Source organism: Candidatus Woesearchaeota archaeon, assembly GCA_003694805.1.
GTDB lineage: Archaea > Nanobdellota > Nanobdellia > Woesearchaeales > J110 > J110.
Genome location: RFJU01000036.1, coordinates 1 through 6,179, shown reverse-complemented (window position 1 = coordinate 6,179; position 6,179 = coordinate 1). Strand labels below are relative to the sequence as shown.

The following is a 6,179-nucleotide window of genomic DNA, read 5'->3' as shown; positions in this document are numbered from 1 at the left end:
TTATATAGGGGTGTTGCTTGAGAAGGGGATTGACGAGGTGATAATCGTGCATTTGCAAAAAATACTCCGTGTAGGGATCGTGGGCGTGTTGCTCATGCTGGTACTGCTCAGCTCCGTGCTGGCCCAAGGAGACGCAAAGGATCTTGCTGTTCGAAAAGAAGCGAAAATTGACGTTCGTGAACGTGCTGATTCGAGCGGGCGAGGCCCCTCTCCCGTGGATATGCGGATGAGACATGAAGTGAAGCGCGACGGGGAAGTTCGCGTTGGGCAAGAGGAAAGGGTGCGGGTTAGGAAAACCGCGCTTGACCGCCTCAGCGACGAGCAAAAAAAACGGCTTCGTGTTGATGTGCGTGCAAAATTGAGAAACATTGACGCAGCGCATGCCGATACGCTGTCGAAGCTGAGCGATGAAGAACTTGAACGGCTGGCAAAAGTAGATCCGGTCGTGCGCAAGAGATTGCTTGAGCGAAGTGAAGAAGAAATTAGACAAACCTTGGCGAAAGCAAAGGTTGTTCGGGTCAAGCGAGAAGAGCTCTTCCGGGCGCGAACGATTGCGAAAGAGCGCGTTGAAAAAGCCAGAAGCCGCATTAAGGCGTTGGAGGACGCGCTCAAGCGAGCTTCCAAGCGCGCCAGGGAGGGTCGCCAAGCGTTTGAAGAGGCAAAGGAGCGCTTAAAGAAATGTGAAGGCGTTCAGACGAAGGAGTGCGAAGACCTCAGGCAGGAAATTTTACAAAAGGCCAAGGATTGGCTTTCTGTCACTATTGAGCGTGTCAGTGCGCATTTGGACAAGGTTGCGGAACACGTAGAGCAAAACGATCAGCTCACGGACGAGCAGGCGCAAGACATCCTTGCAGATGTGGATGCGGCGCGCAAAGTGCTCGAAGAAATAGCTGCAGACGTTGAGGCCGCGCAGACCAAGCAAGACATTAAGAATGCCGCCAAGCGGTTGGAGAAGGTTTGGAAGCGTGTGCGCACCAGAGAAGTGCTTCACGCTGCTCGTGTTGAATACATCATGACGGGCAGAGTTATTGAGCGTGCAGAGCATCTTGTTGAGCGGCTCGACGCATTTTTGCTCAAGCTCGAAGAGCAAGGCGTGGACACGACGCTTGTTGAAGACGACGTGGCCAAGATTCATGAGTTGGTTGATGATGCCTTAGCGCTTCACGAAGAAGCCAAAGACTTGTTCAGGCAAGCTATTGACAATAACGACAAAGAAGCGCTGGAGCTTGCCAAGAAGAACGAGCGGGCCGCGCACGAAAACCTCAAAGCCGCCCAAAAGATCTTGCGAGATGTTCTGAAGACCTTGCGTGAGCAGGGTCAGGCCTTTCGTGAAGATGAGGTGGTAGAAGTTGTCGTCCCTGCTTTCCCCGATGAAGGCGGGGTGGAGAGCGACGACGATCTCGACGTTGAAGAGGAGCCTCTCGAAGACGAGCTTGAAGAGGAGGTAGAGGTTGAAGTTGAGGATAGCGTTGAAGACGAGCTTGAAGATAAGGCAGAGGTTGAAGTCGAGGATAGCGTTGAAGACGAGCGTGGCGATGACAACAGCACCAGCGAGGAAACCGGCGACGACGCTGGCAAAGACGATGATGAAGACGCAAGCGACGTCGTAGCTGAGGATGACTCGAGCGGCTCAGGAAGCAACGCATCCGACGACGGCCTTGACGAGGTCGAAGACGGCCAGAATGTCGACGACGAGAAAGACTCGTCTGGAAAAGGATCAGGAGATGATAAGGATAGCGAGGTGAGCCAATGAAGAAAAGAATCGTCCTAGCAGTGACCATGTGCGCCTTGATAGTGTTGCTTGTGCTTTCCGGGTGCTCTAAAAAAGCGCCGGAGCAAACACCTCCTGTAGCGCCAGGGGTGCAAGCACCGGTCAAGGAGGCGCCTCCCACTCCCGAAACGGAAGTTGAACAGGGTGTTGCAGCTGTTCAAGAGGTGCAAGAGGAAGTCTTCAACGACCAGGACGTTGCTGACGTTGAGAGCGATCTTGGAGCCCTTGCTTCTGACGACTGGTAGGCTGCTTTGCATCAACGAAACCAACAACTCTTTTTTTTGGCTCACAAAAACTCCCCTCGGGGAGAGAGGTGAGGTGGCAACCCTTCGGGGTTGCCAACCTTTCTTTGTCTTCTTCCTTTTTTTTTCTCTCGTCCTTTCAAGGAATACGTCGGGGCGCCAGCTTGCTGAGGCGGTTGCTGGGGAAGAAGAAACAACGATCGTACAGGGAGTCCTTTTTTTTGTTATTTCACGTAAGCGAGGGGGTGGGGACTGGGCAGGAGGTGGCTTAGTAGCTCTTACCGAACAGGACGCGGTGTTTTGCTTTTGTGCCCGTGACTGAGTTGCCGCTGACGCGTTGGTTTTCGAAGGGGATGTTGAGGATTTTCGCGCCGGTCTCCTCCTTAATGGCTTGTTCGCTCTCTGCTGTGCCATCCCAGAGGCCTTCCGCGACGCATCCGTTCTCGACAGCTCGTTTTATGTCTGCGACGGTTTTGGCTTGCACGGTCTTGGAGGCAAGAAGGTTTTTTGCTGAAGCAAGCAGGTTGTCCTGGATGTCTTGCAGCGTTTGTTGCAGCTCTTTTTGAAGGGTGCGAAGTGGGACTGACGTTTTTGCTCCTGTATCCCTCCTTGCAAGAACGACGCTTTGAGCGGCCACGTCCCGGGGCCCAATTTCGATTCTGACGGGGACGCCCTTGAGCTCCCAGTAGTTGTACTTCCACCCGGGGGTGTACGCGTCGCGGTCGTCAAGCTTGACGCGGAAGAGTTGAGCAAGCCCTTTGGCGAGTTCGCGTGCCGCACCGAGCACGTCCTTTTTTGTTTCGTCCGTGATGATGGGGATGATGACGGCGTGGAGGGGCGCGACCTTGGGTGGCAGGATGATTCCTTTATCGTCTCCGTGGGTTGCGAGCATGATGCCCAAGCTTCTCGTGCTAAACCCCCAACTGTTTTGCCACGGGTGCTGTTTTTTTTGCTGTTTATCGAGGAATACGATGTCGAATGCCTTGGCGAAGTTTTGGCCGAGCAGGTGCGTCGTTGCTGCTTGGACGCCTTTCCCGTTAGGGAAGACGGCTTCGATACTGAGCGTGTACTCTGCGCCGGCAAATTTTTCGCTGGGGGTTTTCTTGCCGGGAACAACAGGAACGGCGAGGAGTTCTTCATACGCGCGCTGGTAGAGGTTGAGGATGTCCATGACTTCCTCTTCTGCTTCTTGTTTGGTGGCGAAGGCGGTGTGCCCTTCTTGCCAGAGGAATTCTCTGCCGCGCAAGAACGGAACGGGGTGCTTGAATTCCCAGCGGATGATGTTGCACCATTGGTTGATTTTGAGCGGGAGGTCTCGGTGGGAGCGTATCCATTTTCTGAAGGCGTCGTACATAATCGTTTCGCTGGTTGGCCTGACTGCGAGGCGCTCTGCGAGTTTTGTTTCTCCTGAATGGGTGACCCAGGCGACTTCGGGGCTGAAGCCTTCGACGTGTTCTTTTTCCTTGAGCAAGAGGCTTTCTGGAATGAGTGAGGGGAAGCTGGTGTTTTCCACGCCGCGCCGTGAGAATTCCGCGTTGAAGAAGCCTTGCAGGAGCTCCCAGATCTTGTACGACCAGGGGCGCATCACGATGCAGCCAGAAACTTTGGTGTATTCTATGAGTTCAGCTTTCTGAATGGCTTGGGTGTACCACTCAGATAGGTCGTCCTTCTTCTTGACGGTGATGCCGAGAAGGTTTTCTTTTCTCATTGTGCTGGCGTGGAGGCCTGCGTTGTTTTTAAAGACTTTGCTCACGATCAACAGGTATTTAAATACGAAGGTGGTGTTGTGAGCGTTATGCGTCGCGTGAATACGTATGCAATCGCGAGCGGTGCGTGTTTCGCGCTGTTTTTCCTCGCTTCTGCGCTGAGAGGGGTTCTGAGCGGGGTGGATGCGTGGCTTGCGCGCTTGGTTGAAGGGGGTGCTGGAGGATCGATGCTCACGGTGTGGCGTTTCCTTTCCCTTCCAGGCGATCCTTACCTGCTCTTGGCGGCCACCATCCTCGTGTTGTGGTGGGGAGTGCTGGGGAGGAAGCAGTGGGAGGTGTACTCCCTCGTCGCTCTCATCAGTGGTGGTTTGGTGCTCGCGGCGTTGTCCAAGGTGGTGGTCAACTCGCCAAGGCCTGATTCAAGCGTGTTGTTCTTTAGCGGGCCAGGATACCCGAGCGCGCACGTAACGCTGGCAGTGGTGTTTTGGGGATGGTTTTTTTTGACGTTTTCCCAAAGTGCTGAGCGCAAGAGGTTGCTTTTTGCTTCGTTGGTCGCGGTCGTTTGTGGTGTGGCGCTCAGCAGAGTGGTTCTTTTGGCGCATTTCGGTTCTGACGTTTTGGGCGGTGTCTTGTTGGGGTTGTTCTGGTTATTCGCGGTGGCTGCGGCGAAGGAGTCGCTCGTGGCGAAGAGTGCTCCGCCTCGATAGTGCAACCCTTTGTTCTTTTTTGTCTGTTCTTGTCGTCTTCTTTTTTCTTCGTTTCCCGGGCTTGTGTTCTTATATCGTGCGGGTGGTTGAAGAGGAGTGGCTTTTTTTGTGGGTGCTGAAAGCTACAAGGTTTATATATGCATCTTTGGTTTCTGCTCTGGCATGCTTGTCTTAGGGATTGAGAGTACGGCACACACGTTCGGCGTGGCTGTTGTTCGTGAGGAGCGCGTGCTTGCTAATGTTCGCAAGATGTTCGTGACTGAGGAGGGTGGTATGGTTCCTTCCAAGGTCGCTGATTTTCACGTTGCGCACTGCGGGGAGGTGCTGCAAGAAGCGCTCAAGAAGGCGCAGGTCGGCCTTGACGAGGTTGATGGTATTGCGTATTCGGCTTCGCCAGGCATTGGGCATTGTTTGCGTATTGGTGCCGCCTTGGCTCGCTCGCTCGCGTTGCGGTGGCAAAAGCCGCTCTTAGCCGTGAACCATTGTATTGCTCATCTTGAAGTGGGGAGGGTGTTGTGTCGCGTGGATGACCCCGTGCTGTTATACGCGTCGGGGGCGAACACGCAGGTGATCGCCTTTGAGGGGGGGAGGTATCGTGTTTTCGGTGAAACGTTGGATATTGGTGTGGGGAATTTTCTTGACGCGCTGGGGAGGTATTTAGGCTTTGGCTTTCCTGCGGGTCCCACGATTGAGCGGTACGCGAGGTGCGGGACGCGTTTGTTGGATGTGCCGTACGTCGTGAAGGGAATGGACACGTCTTTTGGGGGGATCTTGACGAATTTGCATCACAAGATTGTGAAGGGGGCGTGTACGAAGGAGGACGTATGCTTCACCGCTCAAGAGGTCGTGTTTGCCATGCTTGTGGAAGTTGCCGAACGCGCCTTGGCGCACACGGGCAAGAAGGAGCTGGTCTTGGGCGGTGGCGTGGCGTGCAATGCGCGCTTGCAGGAGATGGCGTCGATCATGTGTGAAGAGCGTGGCGCGGTGTGTCGCTGGCCGGAGAAGGAGTTCTTGGTTGATAATGCTGCGATGATTGCGATCAACGGGGTGCAAAAGCTTCGTGTTGGCGACGTGGTCGGGGTTGAGCATGCCGGGATTGATCCTGGCTTGCGAACAGATGAAGTAGTGGTGACGTGGCGGCCGTGACGTTTGGCAGGCGCCTGCTGAAGCGGTGTTGTTGTCAAGAACGCGGTTCTCAGTGCAGGGTCATGCTTGAGGGAGGCTGGGTTTTCCTTTGGCCATGATACGCTGGAGTGCTGCTTTGTTCTTGTTCCAGACAATGACTTCTTTGAGGACTTCTTCGATGCGCGTGACGGGGATGATGCGGATGCGTTTGAGGCGGTCTTTGTCAATGATGATGTCGCGAAGGTTGCTCTTGGGGACGATGACGTTCTTGATGCCTGCGTCGATGGCCGCGTCGATTTTGGCGCTGACGCCGCCGACAGGAAGGACTTCGCCTCTCACGCTGAGTGAGCCGGTCATGGCGTAGTCTTGCTTGATGGGGACTTGTTTGAGTGCGGAGATGATGGCTGTCGCGACGGCGATGCTTGCGCTGTCTCCTTCGACTCCTTCGTAGGTTTGGAGGAATTGGACGTAGATGTCGTGGTCTTTTTTGATGTCTTGCCCGAAGAATTTCTTAATAATGGCGGAAACGTTCTTGACTGCTTCTTTTGCAATTTCGCCGAGTTTCCCTGTTGCGACGATTTCTCGTTCTCGCCCTCCCGGTGTTACTTCTGCTTCGATGGGGAGGATG

At 54.4% G+C, this 6,179-nt stretch carries 6 protein-coding genes; 4 read left to right on the top strand and 2 right to left on the bottom strand.

The genetic code is table 11. From position 1 onward, the window contains the following. The first annotated feature begins 10 nt into the window (after positions 1–10). On the top strand, positions 11–1,753 hold the full coding sequence (locus D6783_01545) for a hypothetical protein (GenBank protein ID RME53600.1): 1,743 nt from the start codon (positions 11–13) through the stop codon (positions 1,751–1,753). A 26-nt stretch (positions 1,754–1,779) separates the two neighbouring features. Then, positions 1,780–2,016 (top strand): hypothetical protein, encoded by a 237-nt coding sequence (locus D6783_01540; GenBank protein ID RME53599.1) that lies wholly within the window; start codon positions 1,780–1,782, stop codon positions 2,014–2,016. Positions 2,017–2,281: 265 nt separating this feature from the next. On the opposite strand, the gene D6783_01535 is transcribed toward D6783_01540, so the two are convergent. Next, complete coding sequence (locus D6783_01535) at positions 2,282–3,721, bottom strand: proline--tRNA ligase (GenBank protein ID RME53602.1); 1,440 nt, start codon at positions 3,719–3,721, stop codon at positions 2,282–2,284. An 87-nt stretch (positions 3,722–3,808) separates the two neighbouring features. Here D6783_01535 and D6783_01530 point away from each other — a divergent pair, with 87 nt between their 5' ends. Both D6783_01530 and tsaD read left to right on the top strand, forming a co-directional pair. Then, complete coding sequence (locus D6783_01530) at positions 3,809–4,426, top strand: phosphatase PAP2 family protein (GenBank protein ID RME53598.1); 618 nt, start codon at positions 3,809–3,811, stop codon at positions 4,424–4,426. Between the two features lie 162 nt (positions 4,427–4,588). After that, a complete protein-coding gene (gene tsaD / locus D6783_01525; protein RME53601.1) occupies positions 4,589–5,572 on the top strand; it encodes a tRNA (adenosine(37)-N6)-threonylcarbamoyltransferase complex transferase subunit TsaD in 984 nt (327 codons plus the stop codon). Between the two features lie 60 nt (positions 5,573–5,632). Here tsaD and D6783_01520 read toward each other — a convergent pair. Then, on the bottom strand, positions 5,633–6,179 hold a 547-nt coding region (locus D6783_01520), incomplete at its 5' end, for an ATP-dependent protease LonB (protein ID RME53597.1).